Origin of the sequence: Brevibacillus brevis, assembly GCF_022026395.1 — a bacterium.
In the GTDB taxonomy this organism is placed as follows: domain Bacteria; phylum Bacillota; class Bacilli; order Brevibacillales; family Brevibacillaceae; genus Brevibacillus.
Window position 1 is genome coordinate 5,284,860 of the sequence record NZ_CP041767.1, and the last position, 17,545, is coordinate 5,302,404.

Genomic DNA, 17,545 nt, shown 5'->3' on the forward strand with positions numbered 1-17,545 from the left:
CTACCCCTTCAGCATATAACCAACGCCTCGTACTGTATGCAAAAGCGGGGTTTCATACCCTTGGTCCACCTTTTTACGCAAGTAACGGATATACACGTCAACGACATTTGTGTCTCCGAAATAATCAAATCCCCATACATGTGTAAGAATCTGTTCACGATTCAGAACTTGGTTTTTATTCTGCATCAAATAAAGCAACAAATCGAATTCACGCGGCGTCAGCTCGATCTGGCTGGACCCTCTCGTCACTTCCCGCGATTTTTCATCCAGGCTTAAATCCGCTACTTCTACCTTGGAGCTGGCTTCCACTTTTCTTGTCATCTGGGACAAGCGGAGGCAGGAACGGATGCGAGCCAGCAGTTCTTCGATTTCAAAAGGTTTCGTGATGTAGTCGTTCGCTCCTTGATCGAGTCCATTTACTTTGTCTACGACAGCATTCCTGGCCGTCAACAAAATGACTGGCGTCGCGGAGTCCTTTACCCGAATCCGACGAAGCACTTCTATGCCTGACAAACCTGGCAGCAGTACATCGAGCAAAACCAAGTTCCATCCGCCTTGGTTGTATTGTTCCAGCGCCTCGAGCCCTGTTTTTGCGATCTCACTTTCGTAACCTTCGTATTCCAGTTCTAATTGAATCACACGAGCAATTTTCTCTTCATCTTCCACAATTAATATTCGCTCCGACATGTAATCCTCCTAAGCCTTGCTCCATTATCCAGATGAGTTTAGCAAATATTGGCTGTGGATCAAAGAGTAATCCGTACGAAAGATATCATTTTTTACTTATATCGATAACCCCACCCACTGCCAGTACGCGTAATAAAAGACGATCATCAGAATTGCGTGGGCTGCCCCTGCATACAAGCTCAACCGCAGCAAATCCTTAGGCAAAAAGGTCTCCTTGCCGCTTTCCTGGAACATGAGCAATGCTTTGGAGCTGACATGGAAGGTCAGGCAGTAGTTCATGCCGACGATTCCTAAGAACAAAATGGTCACTTCATTCAAATCAAGGCTGCTCGCAAAGTAGAGAAGCGGTGGTACAAGAATGACGGCTCTCGTTGTATGCGATGTAATGTACAGATGGGAGGTCAGTGTCAGCAAGGTAATAACCACAATGATCAGAAGGGATGATTCCCCTTCCAGATGCTCTGTGATCGTGAACAGCTTTTTCATGATCCACTCTGCCGCGCCGCTCTCCAACAACGACTTTCCGAGTGCAATCGCTGCCCCTACAAACAGAATCAGATTCCACGAGACAGACTGTACGCCATCCTTCCATTTCATGACACCCACATTCGGCAATGTCAAAAGAAAGGCGCCAACGACTGTCGTAGTTGCAATCTCGATTCCGTGAAAACGCTCTGTCAGCCAGAAAATGACCATCGCCCCGATCACGGCAACCGTATATTTTTCGTTGCGGGACAAGGTAAGGGAGAGCTTTTTGCTCGCGAGTGGGCGCTGCATCTCGTCTTTGGTGAGAAACAGAGCCAGAACAATCCGGCAAGTCACGATGCTGGCCACTACTCCAAACGGCAGTCCCCACAACAGCCATTCCGCGAAGCTAATCCCTTCCCCATTGAACTCCTTCAGCATATCGAGCGCGATAAAATGGGAGCCTGCTCCGATCATAGTGGAGCTCGTCGATACTAAAATAATCGTCGGAATCAGGATCGCCATGGCTTTCGTGATTTGCTTGTTCCCGATTTCGGAGGTCAGCGAGTGAAAAACAGGCAGTAGCACCGCTGCGCGTCCAGAAGTAGACGGGATAAAGAAAGCGAGAAATTGAACGACGACCGTCAAGAGCCAAAACAAGCTTTTGACATTCTTTGCGCGGCTCACAACCAGATCTGTTAGTTTCCCTGCCAAGCCGGTCACTTGAAGCGCACCGCCGAGAATGAACGAGCCAATCATTAACCAAATGACATCGGAGGCGAGCGAGTCGAACAAAATTTCCTGGTCAGCCGTTCCTGTCACGACGAGGAGTAATACGGAGCCAATCGCTACATAGGCGGAGTTCAGCGAGGTGGTCGTCCACAGGATCACGGCGACACAGAAGCAGAACAAGCTCCATTTGGCTTCCAATGTCAGGGAAGACGGCAGCATAAGCAGTAATTCAACGAACATTATCAGGACAATCGGAAGGACCCAGGCAGGTCTTTCCTTTGCGACGGTCTGTGCAATCACGATACTTGCTCCTTCGCCATTAAACGATTTGCGAGCTGCAAGCCCACCATGATGGTTCGCATGGAGCTTTCCGAGCAATCGGTCAACCATTTCTGTGCATGTATAAATGCTTCTTCCAACGTAGACGGCATCGGCAAAATACTCGTGTACGCGTCAATTCCGTGCTCATAATTAAGTCGGGCACCTTTGCCAACAGTCCCCACCAAAGCCACTACCGGCAGGGCATGCTTCTTCGCCCGCTTCGCCACTTCCACCGGAATTTTTCCACGCGGTGTTTGAAAATCAATGCTTCCTTCCGCCGTAAACACAAGGTCTGTCTCTTGAAGCATCCGATCCAAATCAATGTACTTCATGATGATGTCGTAGCGTGGATAAAGATTCGCACCCGTGAGAGCATGCAGTCCGGCACCCAAGCCACCCGATGCACCACTGCCCGGCATTTCTCTGACGTCGATCCCGAAATCCCGCTTAATGATAGACGCGAATTGTTCGAGTGCTTCTTCCAGCTCAACCACTTGCTCAGGCGTCGCTCCCTTTTGCGGTCCAAACACACGGGCGACTCCATTATCCCCACACAGTTTGTTAAACCAGTTGCAAGCCACATCGATTTGCACCTGCTCGAGTCGTTTGTCCATCCCGGAAACATCGATTTTCGTTACTTTTGCCAGCGAGATACCGCCTTCAATATCGATTTCTTGACCGCTTGCATCCAAAAATCTCGCGCCAAGTGCTTGCGCCATGCCTGCCCCGCCATCGGAAGTACCAGAATCGCCGCAGCCTAGCAAAATACGCTCTGCCCCCATGTCCAGCGCCGCTTTGATCAATTCACCGACGCCATGTGTCGTCGTTTTGCGCGGGTCACGCAAGCTCCTTGGAACCAGTCGTAGTCCCGCTGCTGCCGCCATCTCAATCACAGCCGTTTGACCTGTCGTCTTTGATCCGAATATTCCGAAATGGGAAGGAATCTTTTCCCCTACAGGGCCTGTTACTTCCTTATCGATTATCGAGCCATTCGAAATTTTCACAATCGCTTTTGTAAAGCCTTCTCCTCCGTCTACCATCGGCAGTGTCTGTACTTGGGAGAGCGGGAGCACGCGCAGAATTCCTTCTTTCATGCACTCAGCGGCTTGCTCAGCATCTAAGCTTTCCTTAAAGCCCGAAGGCACAACGAGTATACGCATAAAAACAACATCCCTTCTCTTTATTTGAATTTGCTTTCACATTGGTCTCACTTGAGTAAGACCAATACTAAGCTTCAAAAAAGAGAAGGGAATAATAGGAAGATGAGAAGTTGATGAGAGAAAAGCAAGAAGAACGTTACGATTCTAAGCGTTTCGTTTTCTGCGCAGTTGATAATAGGTCACAGCCAGGGCAAGCGCCAAAACCGTCCCCTTAATAATATCGTAAGCATAATACGGCAGATTGAGCATCGTCATGCCGTTGAGTAGTACTCCGATCAGAATGGCTCCCACAAATGTACCGAATACGTTTGGCTTTCCTGCACCGAAAACGGAGAAGCCTACGAAAGCAGCCGCTACTGCATCCATCAGCATGGAGCCGCCACTGCTCACCTGCCCGGTGCCGATCCGTGCTGCCAAAAGCATCCCGCCCAAGCCTGCAAAAAGAGCAGAAAGCACATATGCCAAGGTACGATAGCGATTCACAGGAATCCCCGACAGACGGGCTGCTTCCAAATTGCCGCCTGTCATGTACAGCATCCGTCCCTGTCTCGTATAGGTCAAGTACACATGCGTGATCGCGACAAGTAGAAAGGTCAGGATAACCGGAACAGGAACGGAGAGAATTTCTCCTTGGCCCAGCCACAGGAACCATTCCTGAAATTTTCCCGGAGCTTGCGAGCCGTCCTGCATCGGCATGTTTGCGTAGATCGAGTAGCCTTGGGAATACGTCATATGAATACCGTTGACGATGTAGAGCATCGCCAGAGTAGCCAGCAAATCAGGAATGCGAATTTTCACGACCAAGAACGCGTTGATCAGCCCGACGAGCAAGCTGAGTACAATCGGAACAACCAGTGTCGGGAAGACTCCCTGTTCGTACCAAACCATCATCGAAGCAGAAACGACCGTGGTCAATGAAACCGTCGATCCTACAGACAAATCAAAGCCTCCGACAATCAGCGAAAACGTAACGCCAATCGCGACAAATGTCACAATCGAGATGGAGCGAAGAATGTCCGTCAAGTTGTCGTACGTGAAGAAATACGGGTTAGTCAAGCTGAATAACAACATGACAATAACGATGACTGCAACCGTTCCGTATTTGTAAACAAAATCAAATAAGCTAAACTTTTTATCTGCCACGTTACTCACCTCCGCTTGCGTAGTACATAATCAACTCTTGTGTTGCTTCCTCGCGACTCAATTCCTTCACGATCTTGCCCTCGAACATGACGAGAATCCGATCTGCGATCCCGATAACTTCCTGAAACTCACAGGAGAAATACAGGACGCCCTTTTTCTGCTCGGCAAGATTTCCGATCAGGCGGTAAATATCGCTTTTCGCTCCGATATCCACTCCTTTTGTCGGCTCGTCAAACATAAAGAGGTGAGCGTTTGTATCCAGCCATTTACCGATCGCGACTTTTTGCTGGTTTCCGCCGCTGAGAAAACCGACCAACTGCTTGATATCGGCTGCTTTTACACCAAGGCGCTGCACCAGCTCTTTTGCGTTAGCCGCTTCCGCCCCTCTTTTGATAAACCCCAGCCAGGATTTCTTTTTCAACGAGGCGACTGACAGATTGTTCTGCACGGACTCCTCTACAAAAATGCCCTCTTTGCGCCTTTCCTCCGGGACGAGTACGATTCCGGCATCGACGGCGTCTTTTGGCGAGTGCAGTTGGATACGTTTTCCATGCAATCGAATGGCTCCAGCCTTTGCTTCATCTGCACCGAAGAGCAATCGGGCGAGCTCAGTCTTCCCTGCCCCGACTAGACCGACGACACCCACGATCTCTCCCTCGCGCACCTGCAGGTCGACTCCGCGTACTTTGCCGCCAGCCACACCTGACGCCTCAAAAATCGTTTCCCCAATCGGCACTTCGAGCTTCGGGAACTCCTCGTCAAAGCTTTTGCCCAGCATGTTCGCAATCACTTCGTCCATGTTGGTATTCACCGTGTCTGTGGTCATGACGTGCTGTCCATCGCGCATGATCGTGATCCGATCACAGATTTCAAAGATTTCCGGCAGGCGGTGGGAGATATAAATGATCCCGACTCCAGCTTTTTTCAACTGCGCAATGATTTGAAACAGCCGCTCGCTCTCCTTCGTGCTCAACGGCGCTGTCGGTTCATCGAAAATAACGTACTTCCCCTTTTGGACGGTCGCCCGTGCAATCAAAATCAATTGCTTTTCCGACAGCGTACATTCCTCGACGAGCATCCTCACCGGAATGGAAAAGCCGAAGTTTTTTAAAATCTGCTCCGTTTCGTTGTACAAGCTCTGCCAGTTGATCAGTCCTTTGGTTTTCGCCTGGACGAGCTGGTCCGCCAATATGTTTTCGGCGACGCTCAAATACGGGATCAAGGCGGTGTCCACTTCCTGATATACACATTGGATGCCCTGTGCTTTGGCATCCTGCGGCGAATTGATCGTCACAGCCTGTCCATCGATGGTGATCGTACCGCCATCTGCCTGATACGCTCCCGTGAGGATTTTCATCAGGGTACTCTTTCCCGCGCCATTGGCTCCGAGCAGTGCGTGAACCTCTCCTGCACGCACCTCAAAATTGACGGATCGCAGGGCAGGAACCCCAGAAAATTGCTTCGCCATCCCTTTCATCTGCAATGTGGACATGTTTCACACCTCCTGTTTACCTGCGTGTTCCCACCTCTATAAGGAAAAATCCCGTTGACGGTTACAGCTCAACGGGAAAAGCCAATTTGGTTCTTACTTGCCCCACTCTTTTACGTATTGGGACAGGTCGCCCATCGTTACTTTTTTATCCTTCGGCAGGTCCTCTTGTTTCACCAGCACTGGGGTTAGCTTCACGTTGTCTGGCACCTGCTCGCCTTTGATTTTTTGGAACACGGTTTGGGCATGGATGCGTCCGATATTGGATGGGTCTACTGCTGCCGTCGCTGCCCACGGAGAGTTTTCCGCCTGGATCATTTGCAGATCCTCATCGCTCAAATCGATGGAGTATACTTTGATTTCCGTACGGCCTGCTTGCTGGATGGCGCGTGTCGCCCCTTTGGCAAATTCATCCCATGCCGCCCATACCGCTGTGATGTCGCCTTTGTTCGGATACTTTTTCAAGATTGCTTCCATCTGCGTTTGTGTATCGAGGGCCGTATTGTTGGTAGCAGAACCGAATGCCGCAATCTCTTTCAAATCCGGATATTTCTTCTGGAAAGCTTCATAGGTCACTTGGCGCTTTTCCATAGGCGCAAAGCCAGCTACCCAAATTTTCACAATATTGCCTTTGCCGTTTGTATCTGCCGCCAGCTTCTCCAGGCTCAGCTCTGCCAACTTGTTGTCATCCTGCGCCACAACTGGCACACCCGGAATGTTGATGTCTGTATCAAACAGAACGACCGGAATTTTTTTATCAACGGCCTTTTGCGTGCCCTGCTGCAGCGCTTCCGCCGTACCATGATCAATCAGAATGCCGTCGAACTTTTGGTTCACAGCCGCATCGAGATTGGACGCCATTTTTGCCAGATCGGTATCTGCATTGAAAACGGTCAACTCGCCGCCGTTTTTCTCCACCTCTGTCTTCACGCCATTGATGTATTGTGCAGAAAACGTTCCTACGTTCTGACGCATGATCAATGCGATTCTCTTCGCCTTCTCTCCCGAAGCACCGCCGTTTGTGCTGCCGGTTCCCGTTGTTGCCCCGCTGCCGCATGCCGTCACAAGAACAGATGCTGCCAAAACAAGTGATGTGATCAGACCGAGTTTCTTTTTCATTGAGATGTTCCCCCTTTTTCTTTTTAAAACACATAACAAAATTAAAAATTTTGTTTCCCCTCATTCGATCGAAGCTTCTTTTGATTTCACTTTCAAAAAGGAAAAAAACTTCGTAGAAGAAGCGCATTTCCAGTCCAAGCGCCTCTGGAGCCCATCTCAGCGTAGGAAGAAATAGCGGGGAATTTCAGCTTTTATTACATACAAAAACGCATTCGCGTTTTCAGGTTTGAAGCGCTCCCGCTATTTCTTCCGAAGCGGACAGTCTTCACTCACAGCGGGGCGGAGGCCGAAGCGTAGACTGGAAATGCGCTTCTTCCCCGCGACAGCTACGCAAAAAATCCTCTTTCACAGAGAAAGAGGACAAAAATCGACAAGATTCTCGCCTCTTATCTGTCAGGTATTCTACCTGTTGGAGTTAGCACCTTGGCTCGAAAGAACGCATTCTCTCGTGCTAGGTTGCCGGGCTTCATTGGGCCATTCCCTCAGCCTTCTCTTGATAAGAGTTGTTTCTATTTTCAAAACGTTTGTATAAGTATATACAGAATATAATCTGGCAATTACCTATCTGTCAACTAGGTTTACGAAACAATTTTCTTGATAAATATTCCAGTTTCTTCTGTAACATCAAGAGGGATTTTGTTGTGTCTTGTCGAATTATCGTAGATTGATACAAGCCTAGCAAATATTTGCGATGGGGATGCTACATGAGTCTATTAAAAGAAGTCATTCTTCAATGGTGTTTCGCCATTATCCCGTTTGTGTTTTTCAACATTTATTACCGTGACAAAATGAGGAACTACAGCCGTTCCTTTATTGTCATCACCAGCTCAGCCTGCATGTTTCTCGCGATGACCTTCGCCCCGAGTGTCACGAATGGCATGTTTTTTGATATCCGACATGTCATCATTCTTTTCGGACTGGTTTATGGCGGAGTCGAGATTGCCTTGCTCCTTCTGATTGAAGCCTTGGTTTATAGGTACTACCTCGGTGGCGAAGGAACATGGGTTGCCCTGCTGATCCTTACAGTCAATTTTGTCATATCACTCTTTTTGTATCGACACTACAAAGCCAGTTATCGGAAAACACTGTATCTTTTTATGACGAGTGCGATTTTTTCTACGGTTGCTTTAGGGACTACCTATTACTTTTTTCCCACCTATGTAACTCAACACCTCGTTTACTACACCATAGTGATTCCTATTCAAAACTTTTTCGGCCTCTGGTTATTAATGTCGCTTTTCAGCAAATGCGTTTCGGATAAGGAGCTGTTTATCCGCCACGCGCAAAACGAAAAAATCCAGACGATGAGCCATGTTGCTGCATCGCTCGCACATGAGGTTCGCAATCCGCTGACAGCAGTCAAAGGCTTCTTGAAATTAATACAGGAATGTCCGGAAAATTTGGTAAAAGTCGATCAATACATTCGGATCAGTCTCGATGAAATCCAACGGACAGAAGCCATTTTGACCGAGTACCTTGCGATTTCCAAGCCGCTCAAGGAACGGCATGAAATCATTAATGTCAGTGAGCATCTGCATGCCATCCGCGAAGTGATGCTCCCCTTTGCCAATATGCATAACGTGGAGCTTACGCTGCAAGACTTTGAGAGACCTGTGACGATCAAGGCCAATCCAGATGAGTTCAAGCAAGTGTTGGTGAATTTCATCAAAAATGCCATTGAGGCATGCTCAGATATTTCGGACGGAAAAGTCTCCCTGGACTTGCTCATCGAGCGAAACAAAGCCCTATTGGTCATCAAGGATAACGGTGTCGGCATGGATGCAGGACAGATCAGCCGCCTCGGAACGATTTACTTTTCTACGAAAACAACCGGGACCGGTCTTGGATTGACGTACTCCTATCATGTCATCCATGCAATTGGCGGAACGGTCAATGTATCAAGCAAACCGCGAGTAGGAACCAAATTCACCATTATGCTCCCGTATAAGGCACAGTGACTTCATGCAGCTTTTGCAGAGGGACTGTGCCTTTTTCCATTCGATCGATAATGATGCAAATGACGGTCGGTTGCCCTTCCCCTCACGCTTTACTATGCAATTTCCGGGAAGACATTACGCAAAACAAAACACCAGGAGTTTCCCCCTGGTGTCTCTCTTTATTGGAATGGTAGCCATTCTCCCGTAATGGCATCCACATCCCCGTTGCTTTTCAGTATCTCCGCCGAATAGACCAAGATCGGTTGCTCTTGAATCCTATTGTTTTCAAGCGGGAATAGATAACGGGGACTGAGTGATTTATGTTGGAGATAAACCCGCGCCGCCTCTTCTGCTGAAATCACCTTGGACGCATCTGGGAAGGTCTCCTGCTCATGCGGGAATGTTAAATTCACCCCGATAATTTCTCCTGTCTGCCCGTCGATCGTGACCTTATAATACTGATCCGGCACCATTACGCCGTTTACTTCTCGGACAAATTTCAATTCAACCTGTCTGCCCATCACATAAATTTGCTCCTGCATCCGAACAGTCTTCACCCGTGAATCCAGATACGGCTCCAAAAACAAGATCGCTCGCTCCTGCAATTCTGCGACGGCAAGTGTCGGATCACCTTCTCGCAGCTCCGGATAAGATATCTTGAACGCTGCTGCCCGATTGTTGACAGTAGTCAGCTGCATGAATCGCTCTCCTTTTTTGGCCTGGTATTCCCGTTCGTTGTCTCCCATCATATAATCGGGCACATTACTCCCGGTAAATGTGAAGCCCTCCACCTTCTGACCGAAGAACTCCATGGCGGCCGCAGCCTCTTTTGCCGATGCAACCATTGTCTTCTTGCCTCCGGGATTGACGGCAATACTGTCGCGAAACGACTCCCCGCGCCACAAGGTCGTTTTCACTTCCTTGCCAGTACGAGCGTCGAGATACCCGGAGAAGTTTTCCGTATAACGAAGAACGTAGTCCACGTCCTTCTTCCCGCCTCTCTGATACGTCAGTTGCATGACTTCTGCAAGTCCGCTCTCCGTTTTCTTCGGAGAAGGCCGCTCAGCAATTGAAGGAAACTGCCCGGTGTCCAAATTCATTCCCGTTGAATCCCCTGAATTGACATAGCGAATATGCCCGGCATCACTCATGCCGATCCCATAGTTATCTCCCTCTACCTGCACGTCATTCACGTAGCGTTGCAATCGGACGGCTTCATGCGAAACGGTATCTGCTCCCTCTTGCCCATCTACTTGTTCGATCCGATACTGTTCCAGATTTTTGCCCAGAAACGGTTCCATAAATGCCTTCGCCTGTCGCTCTATTCTCTCCTTGGAAGGCACTCCTTCGACTTTCTCTTGCCCTGGAATCTTTTCCAGGTCGAACCCGAGCAAGAGTCCGCTTTTGGCGTCCAATTTCGCTCTGGCATATAGCGACACTTCTGTTCGATCTTTGTTGCTGAACGTGCGAAAATCTATGTTGTACACCTCGCGAGGAGCTTTGGTTACGTAGACCCTCTTTTCCGCTTCCCGAAAAGGAGGATATTTCTCGTACAGCTTTTCCAACGTTCTAATCGCCGCTTGGCTTAGCTCGCTTTCTGTTATTTCTGTCGATGAGAAGGAGCGGGGTACCAGATGCGCTTGTGATTCAAACCGAGATTGCTTGAATATCTCCGGGGTTACCCCCATCATCCATACTGCTGCTGCCACCGTCGCAGCGGAAACTGTCCATGTTGCCAGCTTGAGGACGATTCTTTTCGGACGATTCGTTTTGGTGCGTGCCCGTTGCACCAGCTTTGCTTCCAGCGCTTCGACGAATTCGCTCCTTGGTTCCGCATCCTTTGACCGAGGAAGAGCCGCGAAGAATTGCTCGTCATTTGGAGTATTCATTGGCCAACCCTCCTATCCAATCGACATGCAAAACTTTTTTGAGTTCTTTTGTTGCCCGATGAAAATCTACGCGGACCTTGGCTTCGCTTGTCCCGAGGATTTCTGCCGTTTCCCGAATACTGTAGGCCTTGATGCCACGCAAAATCAGTACATTCCGATGATGCGTCTTCATTTTCTGCATCGCCTGCTCAATTTCCAGCTGTTCTTCCTTGGAAGCCAGCTCCGCTTCCGGCCTTCCCAGAAGAGAAGGCAGCCCTTTTAACAAATCCATGCCAAAAAGCGTTTGCACCCGCCTCTTCCGGTAATCATCGATGGCGACATGCTTGGCAATATGCAAAATCCATGTCTTCACACTGGAACGCTCTTCATATCTGGCCAAAGCGTCCAAGACCCGGATAAACACTTCCTGTGTCAAATCCTCCGCATGCTCACGCTTCCCCGTAAAGTAGTAGAGATATTGATAGACATCACGGTAATGCTCGCGATAGATCGCTTTAATCCGCGCTTCGTAATCGACTGTGTCCTGCACTGGATTTCCTCTCCCTGCTCCCTACTTGATAAATTGACCTGTAACCGCGTCAACCTTTCCGTTTCTTTCTTTCGGCTCATAAACAAGGACAGGTGTTCCCTGGTACCGTCCGTTAAGGGAAGGAAACACGTAGCGCAGTGTAAGCGGATTAGCTTTCAACAATGCTTGTACGGCTTGCTCGGGCCCTACGACATTTGAGGCATCATCATAGGATAATTTACCAGTAGTTATTGGTAAACTGGCGGATACAATGTCTCCCGTATGCATGTCAACTTTTACTGAATAGCCCTGTCCCTCAACCATAATCCCTTGGTGTACAGGGGAAAATAGAAACGTTTGCTTGCCTGCTTCTCTGTTATTCATTTGTGGTACCAGCTCCATTTGTGGTACTAGCTCCGTTACCTCTGCGTCTACAAACGGTTGCAGAAACACCACTGCTTTTTCCTCGGCAGCTGCCTCTGTAATCACTTTCTGCTTTGGTGGGTTTTCAACTACATGGAAGTACGCAATCTGATCATTCACTGTCCTCACTGAGAACTTTTTGTTTCCAACCACGGCATCATACTCCTTTTCCCCTTCGAGAACTGGCGCACCTTTGGTTATTTTAAACTCAATTCCTTCAGGCAATGGAATAAAAGTGGAGAGTGCGGTGGCTATCTCCTCATTTGTTTTGGCGAAGACCCGCTGGTTGCCAGGCGTTATCGGGATTGGTTTCCCGTACTTATTTTTCTTGGTCCATCCGGACTCTACCTCGGCTCCTGATCGTGCATCCAGATATCCGGAAAAATTCAGGCTGTAGACTGGGCGGAAGCCAGCGCTTATGTCTCTTGCTTTTTGCTCATAGCGAAGGTGGAGCATGTCTTCTAATTGTTTGCCGAATTCGTCTGGATTCCTAACCCCTGACGGAGCGGCGAATTTACTTGCGTCCATCTGCAATCCTGTTGTGTTTCCTGCGTTTATATAGTCTAGCTCGCCTACTCCATTGATCCCTACTACGTAAAGATCGTCTTTTACCGAAATCTGATTCACAACCCGAACGAAACGCACATTTGCCACGGCCTCTGCACCCTCACCATCAACTGTTACCTCGTCTATTTGGTATTGCTTGATGGCGTCACCGATGAAATCCTTCAGAATACTTGGCGCTTTTTCTTTTCCCATCGCTTCCGTAGGACGTGCAGTCGGTTTCTTTTTGGGAATGTCGTGTGCAGAGAAGAATAACAGCATACCGTTGTTTGCATCGATTTTGGCATCCGCATACAGGGATACTTCCGTCCGCTCCTTGTTGCTGAAGATGCGGAATTGGATGTGGAAAACATCTCGCTCCTGATTGTTACGCGAAATGGTTTTTTCCGCATTTTTTAATTCCGGGTAGTGTTTGTTCAGCCTGTCTACGGTTTTTTGGGCTGCTTTGCTCAATTGGGGTTGTGTCGATTTGACTGCCGCGGCTTGTACAGATACTTGTGGTTGCGTAATCCACAATGGGCTTGAGAAGAGCAAAGCAGCAGCTCCTACTGTGATCATCAGCTTTTTGGTTGCGTATGGTTTCATTTTGAATTTCCTCCTGGCTTCCTCTTTTTTACGTTCTTAGCCCAATAGTCGGAAGCAAAAGGGAAATGTTACAAGGAAATCAAAATAAAAAAAGGCCAGTCAAGCCTTTGACAGGCCGCCTAGCCGTTGCGAGGTTTTGAGAGCGACATCCTTTACCCGTTCAATCAAATACTGGAGTCGTTCCTCCTTCAAATCATACGTAACAATTCCAATGCTTAATGCCCCGATTACCTTTTGTGTGTAATCAATCACCGGTGCTGCGACGGATGCCGTATTTTCCGTCCGCTCCGCAAAGCTGACCGCATGTCCAGCTGCCCTGATCTCCTGAAGCTTCTCCATAAAAGCAGGCACCTGCTCTTCACCCACTAGCTGCACTACGGTTTGTCGTGCTTCCTCCACAGGCATGTGGGCCAGCACGACTTTATTGGCCGCACCGATATGCATCGGAATCCGCAAGCCCAACTGGTCGTAGATGCGGATATTGTGCTGACTGTCTACGCGATCAACGACAATGGATTCGAGTCCGCTAGGCTGACTGAAATAAACACTTTCGTTCACTTCTCTGGCGAGCTCCTCGATCATCGGCTTGATCACCTTCCGATAATCGATCCGATCAAGCACGCGCAAGCCGAACTCCATCCATTTTATCCCCAACGTATATTGCTTGGTCGCAGCATCCTGCTCTACCAGTCCATGCTTCATCAACGTGTACAACAGTCGATAAATGGTGCTAACCGGGAGCTGACATTCCTTCGCTAAATCATTGATCGTCCACCATTTTCTATGTTCATCCGACGAAAGTGCCGTTGCAATCGCCATCGCTCGATCAAACGATTGAATCACGGTCATCCCCCCTTTTTTATCTATCTTCTCATATGAAACTATGTTAAACCATTTGCTCTAATTTTGTGAATCGCAAAAAAACTCCAAGGAATCACAGATTGACAGTCAGAAATCAGAATGTGTAAACTAATAATGAACATTTCGAAATATGAATAATATTCTGCAATGTGGAAAAAGGGAGGCAACTATGTTCCAAGGCAGCCAATCCATGGTCAAAAAGATGAAAACAGTCATCATCAAGCATCCCCATCAAGCATTTATCAGTCAAGAACATCTCGATCAATCGTGGAAAACCTTCAACTATACAGACCGCCCTGACTGGGACCGCGCTCTGCATGAATACGCCAAATTCGAATCGATTTTGCGCGAGCATGTGGAAAATGTCCTGCACTTGCCACAATCCGATAAAACCGGACTGGATTCCATTTACGCCCATGATCCGGTGAAATTTACTTCCAAAGGGGCAATCATCCTCAAATCTGGTAAAGAGCTCCGTCAGGGAGAAGCAGAAGTATACAAAGCTTTTTTAGAGGAAAACAATATTCCGATCCTGGGACAGCTCACAGGCGATGCCTTGTCAGACGGCGGCGATCTCGTCTGGCTGGATGAAAAAACACTCGCGATTGGCCTTGGCTTCCGGACGAACAAAGCGGCTATCGCTCAAATTACGGAAATGGTCAAGGATTTCACGGACGAAATCATCGTGGTACAGCTTCCGTATGATCGCGGCCCTGCGGAATGTTTCCATCTGATGTCGATTATCAGCATGGTCGATCATGATTTGGCAGTGGTCTACTCCAAGCTGATGCCTGTATTTTTCCGTCAACTGCTCATTGATAGAGGCATTCAGCTAATCGAGGTACCCGATCATGAGTACGATAATCTCGGCAGCAATGTTCTCGCCCTTGCGCCGCGTGTGTGCATGGTCGTGGCAGGCAACCCGATTACCAGGCAACGCCTTCTCGACGCAGGAGCGACTGTGTACGAGTATGAGGGCGAGGAGATTTCTTATAAGGGAACAGGTGGACCTACTTGCCTGACAAGCCCGGTGGAACGAATATAGCTGTTAACAAGCTGAACTGTACCTCCATTGTTAGATACCATTAACGATTGGCGGTGCAGTTTTCTAAGACCAAAAAGTTTCCTTAAGCAAAAACTTTGTTGCCTAGGAAAGAATCTTACCTTAAACTAAAATCATGAAGATATCGACTACGCGTACTTTTTTTTACCTTCATTTTTGCCCTAAGCCAACAGTTTGTCCTTAACGAAAAAGGAGAGTGAACATCATGCCATCTATCAGCATTCCTTTGTCTAATGCCTTGATTGGAAGCCACATCTGTCTGGATCGTATTGACGTTCAGGGTATACTGCGCAGGCGATTGCTGGATCTCGGATTCGTCCCCGGCAACATCGTGGAAGTCATGCAAAAAAGTCCGCTAGGCGATCCCATTGCCTTTCGGGTAAATAACACGATCATCGCCCTGCGCAAAGAAGAAAGCTCCCTCATATTCGGCGAGTACGTAGGAAGTGACGAAAAATGAGTTCATACACAATTGCGTTGGCAGGAAATCCGAATACCGGTAAGAGTACATTATTCAACACATTGACGGGACTGCGCCAACATACAGGAAACTGGGCAGGAAAGACAGTCGTAATGGCTGAGGGAGAATTCTCTCGGGGAAATACGACTTTTCGGATCATCGATTTGCCAGGTACGTACTCCTTGTATTCCAACTCGGCGGATGAAGAAGTGGCGAGAGATTACATTATCTTCGAGCAGCCTGACGTCACCATCGTGGTCCTGGATGCCACTTCATTGGAACGGAATCTCAATTTGGCCTTGCAGGTGTTGGAAATGACTCCGCACGTTGTCGTATGCGTCAATTTGATCGATGAAGCGAAAAGGCTTGGCATTCGTATTGATCTGGAAAAAATCTCGCAAAGATTAGGCGTTCCCTGTATCGCCATTTCCGCCAGAAATCAAATCGGGATCGAGAATTTACTCGATCAGGTGGAGAAGGTCGCAAACGGAACCATCGTGTCCAATCCTGTACAGATAACTTACAGTGAACAAATTGAAACCAAGCTGGCACAGTTGGAGCCTCTCATTGAGAAAACCTTGGGTAGCCGTTTTCCGACAAGATGGATCGCTCTGAGGCTGCTGGATGGCGATGAGAGTTTGTTGAATACCTTGCGGGAGCGAATGCAAGAGCCAGCTGAGTCTTTCGGAGAGGAGCGCTTGACCCATGGCCAAACCATTTGCCACTAATCCGTCCGATCCACTGGATGCGCTTCTTTCCGTGGCCCGCGCCTCAGCAGAAGGAAGTGAGATTCGGGACACGATTGTAAGTGACATTTACCGCACCAGTCGCAGTATTTGCAAGGAAGCTGTGACCTACGAAAACAAGCAAAAGCTGTCTAGCGCATACAAGCTCGATAAAATTGTGACGTCCAAAATATGGGGCTACCCGATCATGCTGGCGATTTTAGGCGCGGTATTTTGGATCACAATCGCAGGTGCCAACGTTCCATCTGGAATGCTTGCCGACATGTTCGGCGTTGTCGAGGGTTATCTGACTGCTGGCTTTCAAGCTGTGCACGCACCAGATTGGCTGCACGGCATTCTGGTTCTCGGATTCTTTCGCGGTACCTCATGGGTTGTCAGCGTCATGCTGCCTCCGATGGCTATCTTTTTCCCAGTCTTTGCCCTGCTCGAAAACTTCGGATATCTGCCGCGTGTTGCGTTCAACATGGATCGTCTGTTTAAAAATGCCGGCGGACACGGAAAACAAGCATTGACCATGTCGATGGGGTTTGGCTGTAACGCAGCTGCCATCCTATCAACCCGAATCATCGAATCTCCTCGGGAGCGAATGCTGGCGATTCTGACCAACAATTTCGTTCCGTGCAATGGTCGCTGGCCCACATTGATTTTATTGTCTTCGCTATTTATGGCGACCAGCGCGACAAGTGGATGGCAATCTTTGACTACTGCTCTCATTGTAATGGGTATGGTTATTTTTGGAATCGCTATCACTCTTACGGTTTCCTGGACACTATCCAAAACAGCTCTGCGCGGAGTACCGACACACTATACATTGGAGCTGCCCCCCTATCGCCGTCCGCAGATATGGAAAACGATCCTGATCGCAAGCAAGGATAAATCGTGGAGCGTGCTGAAAAGAGCTGTCATTGTGGCCGCCCCTGCCGGTATCATCACTTGGGTATTGGGTAATATCTATGTCGGTGGAGACAGTATCCTCGCCCATATGGCTGCCTTTTTTGATCCGTTTGCGCAAATCATTGGGCTCGATGGCTATATTCTCATGGCTTTCATTCTCGGTTTGCCTGCGAATGAAATCGTGCTGCCGATCCTTCTGATGGGGTACATGTCCTCCGGTGCCATGGTTGATGTGGAAGGGATCGACAATATCAAGGATGTCTTCTTGCAGCACGGGTGGACTTGGTTGACTGCACTCAACATGATGCTGTTCTCTCTGCTTCATTACCCTTGCGGCACAACCTTGTTCAATATTTACAAGGAAACGAAAAGTGTGAAATGGACAGTACTATCCGCACTCATTCCGCTCGCCATTGCTATCGGAGTAACGTTCTTGACTGCCCAGGTGGCAAGGGCACTCGGTTGGGTGTAAAAAACAGCAAAAAGCCTTTGCACAAAA

The 17,545-nt window shown here is 48.6% G+C and carries 15 protein-coding genes and 1 riboswitch; of the genes, 5 read left to right on the forward strand and 10 right to left on the reverse strand.

The genetic code is table 11. The annotated features are described in order from the left end of the window. The 6 genes from FO446_RS25105 to FO446_RS25130 all read right to left on the reverse strand — a co-directional run bounded on the left by FO446_RS25105 (position 1) and on the right by FO446_RS25130 (position 7,116). Positions 1 to 687: a response regulator transcription factor gene (locus tag FO446_RS25105; protein WP_173611173.1), complete on the reverse strand. Its 687-nt coding sequence runs from the start codon at positions 685 to 687 to the stop codon at positions 1 to 3. A gap of 96 nt (positions 688 to 783) precedes the next feature. Then, positions 784 to 2,124, reverse strand: a complete 1,341-nt coding sequence (locus FO446_RS25110; protein WP_217367241.1) for an SLC13 family permease — start codon at positions 2,122 to 2,124, stop codon at positions 784 to 786. Positions 2,125 to 2,180: 56 nt separating this feature from the next. Continuing rightward, complete coding sequence (locus FO446_RS25115; protein ID WP_237899413.1) at positions 2,181 to 3,365, reverse strand: glycerate kinase family protein; 1,185 nt, start codon at positions 3,363 to 3,365, stop codon at positions 2,181 to 2,183. A gap of 144 nt (positions 3,366 to 3,509) precedes the next feature. Next, complete coding sequence (locus FO446_RS25120; protein ID WP_173611170.1) at positions 3,510 to 4,508, reverse strand: ABC transporter permease; 999 nt, start codon at positions 4,506 to 4,508, stop codon at positions 3,510 to 3,512. Position 4,509: 1 nt separating this feature from the next. Then, a complete protein-coding gene (locus tag FO446_RS25125) occupies positions 4,510 to 6,000 on the reverse strand; it encodes a sugar ABC transporter ATP-binding protein (protein WP_237899414.1) in 1,491 nt (496 codons plus the stop codon). Positions 6,001 to 6,093: 93 nt separating this feature from the next. Continuing rightward, a complete protein-coding gene (locus FO446_RS25130) occupies positions 6,094 to 7,116 on the reverse strand; it encodes a sugar ABC transporter substrate-binding protein (RefSeq protein WP_173611168.1) in 1,023 nt (340 codons plus the stop codon). Between the two features lie 383 nt (positions 7,117 to 7,499). After that, a riboswitch (SAM riboswitch) is annotated at positions 7,500 to 7,619 on the reverse strand. 201 nt (positions 7,620 to 7,820) lie between these two features. Between FO446_RS25130 and FO446_RS25135 the strand changes: the two genes are divergently transcribed. Beyond that, positions 7,821 to 9,074, forward strand: coding sequence for an ATP-binding protein (locus tag FO446_RS25135; RefSeq protein WP_173611167.1), 1,254 nt, complete (start codon positions 7,821 to 7,823; stop codon positions 9,072 to 9,074). A gap of 158 nt (positions 9,075 to 9,232) precedes the next feature. Here FO446_RS25135 and FO446_RS25140 read toward each other — a convergent pair whose 3' ends face one another. From FO446_RS25140 to FO446_RS25155, 4 genes are all read right to left on the reverse strand, one after another. Further along, positions 9,233 to 10,942, reverse strand: coding sequence for a hypothetical protein (locus FO446_RS25140; RefSeq protein WP_173611166.1), 1,710 nt, complete (start codon positions 10,940 to 10,942; stop codon positions 9,233 to 9,235). Then, positions 10,926 to 11,471 carry an RNA polymerase sigma factor gene (locus FO446_RS25145; RefSeq protein WP_069851796.1) on the reverse strand — a complete coding sequence of 182 codons (546 nt, stop codon included), beginning with the start codon at positions 11,469 to 11,471 and terminating at the stop codon, positions 10,926 to 10,928. The genes FO446_RS25140 and FO446_RS25145 overlap by 17 nt, the downstream gene beginning before the upstream one ends. Positions 11,472 to 11,492: 21 nt before the next feature. Next, complete coding sequence (locus tag FO446_RS25150; protein ID WP_237899415.1) at positions 11,493 to 13,022, reverse strand: hypothetical protein; 1,530 nt, start codon at positions 13,020 to 13,022, stop codon at positions 11,493 to 11,495. Between the two features lie 99 nt (positions 13,023 to 13,121). After that, the gene (locus FO446_RS25155; RefSeq protein WP_221868310.1) at positions 13,122 to 13,865 is read right to left on the reverse strand and encodes an IclR family transcriptional regulator; all 744 of its coding nucleotides are present in this window, start codon (positions 13,863 to 13,865) and stop codon (positions 13,122 to 13,124) included. A 187-nt stretch (positions 13,866 to 14,052) separates the two neighbouring features. On the opposite strand from FO446_RS25155, the gene FO446_RS25160 reads away from it, so the two are divergent. The 4 genes from FO446_RS25160 (at position 14,053) to FO446_RS25175 (ending at position 17,518) form a co-directional block, all read left to right on the forward strand. Continuing rightward, positions 14,053 to 14,928, forward strand: coding sequence for a dimethylarginine dimethylaminohydrolase family protein (locus FO446_RS25160; protein ID WP_237899418.1), 876 nt, complete (start codon positions 14,053 to 14,055; stop codon positions 14,926 to 14,928). A 223-nt stretch (positions 14,929 to 15,151) separates the two neighbouring features. Continuing rightward, positions 15,152 to 15,406 carry a FeoA family protein gene (locus FO446_RS25165; protein ID WP_173611162.1) on the forward strand — a complete coding sequence of 85 codons (255 nt, stop codon included), beginning with the start codon at positions 15,152 to 15,154 and terminating at the stop codon, positions 15,404 to 15,406. Beyond that, on the forward strand, positions 15,403 to 16,134 hold the full coding sequence (locus FO446_RS25170) for a FeoB small GTPase domain-containing protein (protein ID WP_237899419.1): 732 nt from the start codon (positions 15,403 to 15,405) through the stop codon (positions 16,132 to 16,134). The genes FO446_RS25165 and FO446_RS25170 overlap by 4 nt, the downstream gene beginning before the upstream one ends. After that, on the forward strand, positions 16,112 to 17,518 hold the full coding sequence (locus FO446_RS25175) for a ferrous iron transporter B (protein ID WP_173611160.1): 1,407 nt from the start codon (positions 16,112 to 16,114) through the stop codon (positions 17,516 to 17,518). Before FO446_RS25170 ends, FO446_RS25175 begins: the two co-directional genes overlap by 23 nt. Positions 17,519 to 17,545: the final 27 nt, after the last annotated feature.